The sequence below is a fragment of the Flavobacterium fluviatile genome (assembly GCF_010645065.1).
Taxonomy (GTDB): Bacteria; Bacteroidota; Bacteroidia; order Flavobacteriales; family Flavobacteriaceae; genus Flavobacterium; species Flavobacterium fluviatile.
The window spans coordinates 1-566 of sequence record NZ_JAADZW010000109.1; the positions used below are offsets into that span (position 1 = coordinate 1).

Annotated in this window: 1 protein-coding gene; it reads left to right on the top strand. The window is 36.2% G+C overall.

What is annotated here, in order from left to right:
* The coding region (locus tag GXM17_RS21495) for a hypothetical protein (RefSeq protein WP_208796487.1) at positions 1 to 566 on the top strand (566 nt) is incomplete at both ends.

Below are 566 nucleotides of genomic sequence, written 5' to 3' on the forward strand. Positions count from 1 at the left end.
GAATTATTTGGTAATAAATACAAACCGTATCAATTACAAACAGACCATTATCAAATTAAAAACCTGCAACCTACCTACGAGGCAACCGCTAAGCACTTTACACCTGCAAAGGTTAAAAATGCTAAGTCAAAACCAATAGAACAGTTTTTTGACAAGTTCAACGAAAAGCATTTTCAGGAAAAAATGGTATTAAACTGGTCCGGTCACAACGTTACGGCAAATAGTGAAAACCAAGTTAATGATAATTACTTGTCAAAACATCGTCACCTATTCCCCGATAAAGACGGTTGTATCAAACAGATCGTACAAGCGATTGAAAATGAAAGAGTCGAAAAAGTACAGGAATTTGTTAAGAGTTTCATAGCCTTTGAAGATAAAACCGAAATGACCTTAAACCAGTTCTTACGCACCTACGGTAAAATAACCGGATACACCAACAAAATGAAAGGTGATGGTTTAACCCCGACGATTGAAGGACAAGAAAGAGCTTACGATACTTTCGACCTAAATTTTAGAAAGCACATGCATGAGGATTGGATGGTTTTTTATGATGCTGATGACTTAAG